At 62.4% G+C, this 1,498-nt stretch carries 1 protein-coding gene and 1 pseudogene; one reads left to right on the top strand and one right to left on the bottom strand.

The features are described 5' to 3' along the window. Positions 1-1,098, bottom strand: a 1,098-nt coding sequence (locus tag EN935_RS35615) for a trimethylamine methyltransferase family protein (RefSeq protein WP_127374206.1), incomplete at its 3' end; no start/stop codon positions are given. 275 nt (positions 1,099-1,373) lie between these two features. Here EN935_RS35615 and EN935_RS42485 point away from each other — a divergent pair. Continuing rightward, a pseudogene (locus EN935_RS42485) lies at positions 1,374-1,498 on the top strand (cobalamin-binding protein); the annotation flags it as partial.

Genomic DNA, 1,498 nt, shown 5'->3' with positions numbered 1-1,498 from the left:
ATCCGGGACCTTGGACGCGCAGAGCGAACCGCCGGTGCGGAACGGCAGGCCGAGGCGGCGCGCCAGCTGTGCGGCGCCATAGGAAACCAGCGACGGCTCCGGCGTGCCGAAGGTCGGTGCGCCCGACTGCATCGAGATCGACGAGGCGAAGGTGCCGAACAGCACCGGCGCGCCCGGCCGGATCAGCTGCGTGAACGAGGCGCCGGCCAGCACTTCGGCCAGAACCTGCGTCAGCGTGCCGGCCACCGTCACCGGGCTCATCGCGCCGGCAAGGATGAACGGCGTGACGATGCAGGCCTGGTTGTGGCGCGCATAGACTTTCAGCGCGCCGAGCATGGTCTCGTCGAACACCATCGGCGAGTTGGCGTTGATCAGGCTGGTCAGCACCGTGTTGTTTTCGACGAAATCGTCGCCGAACACGATCTTGGCCATGGCGACGGTGTCTTCGGCGCGCTCCGGCGCGGTCACCGAACCCATGAACGGCTTGTCGGAATATTTGATGTGGCTGTAGATCATGTCGAGGTGGCGCTTGTTGACCGGCACATCGACCGGCTCGCACACCGTGCCGCCCGAATGGTGGATCGACGGCGCCATATAGGCAAGCTTCACGAAATTCTGGAAATCCTCGATCGTCGCGTAACGCCTGACGCCATCGAGGTCACGCACGAAGGGCGGACCGTAGACCGGCGCGAAAACGGTGGCGTTGCCGCCGATCTGCACCGAGCGCTCGGAATTGCGGGCGTGCTGGGTGTAGACGGACGGCGCGGTCTTGAGCAGCGAACGGCACAGACCCTTCGGAAAGTGCACGCGCTCGCCCTTGACGTCGGCGCCGGCCTCTTTCCACAGCTGCAGCGCTTCCGCGTCATCGCGGAAGATGATGCCGATCTCCTCAAGCACCGTGTCGGTGTTCTTCTCGATCAGCGCCAGGCCTTCCTCGTCCAGCACCTCATAAACGTTGATCTTGCGCTTGATGTAGGTGAGCTGCGTGCCCGGACCGCCGCCCGAACGTGCTGCCCGCCGGGCAGCAGCCCCGCCGCTGGCGCCGCGCCCACGTCGCGCGTTTGACGCTTCCTGATCGACTGCCGCGTGTTCGCTCATGGTGGTTCTTCCCTGAATTTGTTCTTGTCTGGAATCCATAGCGGCTGCCTCTCGCCGCTTCTTGCCAGATCGTAGCCATGCACCCTATTCGAAACGGCCCGCCAGCGCCAACGCCTGTCGCAAAATCGACAAGAATTCCAAGAGAGTTACGGTCGCTTTCCTTTTGCGGGAAGTCGCAAATCAGCTATGGATACATGCCCTCAGCGGGTTAGGTATGAACGCGAATATTTTGTGCTTTGCGACATGGTCGCGATGCCGGCAGGAGCTCGATACAAATGTCCGACGACGAGATCATCCTTTCCGAACTTTCCGACGACGAGTTGGTGCAGCAGATGCACGACGATCTCTATGACGGGCTGAAGGAAGAGATCGAGGAAGGCACCAACATCCTGCTCGAGCG

This window comes from Mesorhizobium sp. M7D.F.Ca.US.004.03.1.1 (assembly GCF_003998635.1).
GTDB lineage: Bacteria > Pseudomonadota > Alphaproteobacteria > Rhizobiales > Rhizobiaceae > Mesorhizobium > Mesorhizobium loti.
The sequence above is the reverse complement of the archived record's forward strand: the minus strand, read 5'-3'. Positions and strand labels throughout refer to the sequence as shown.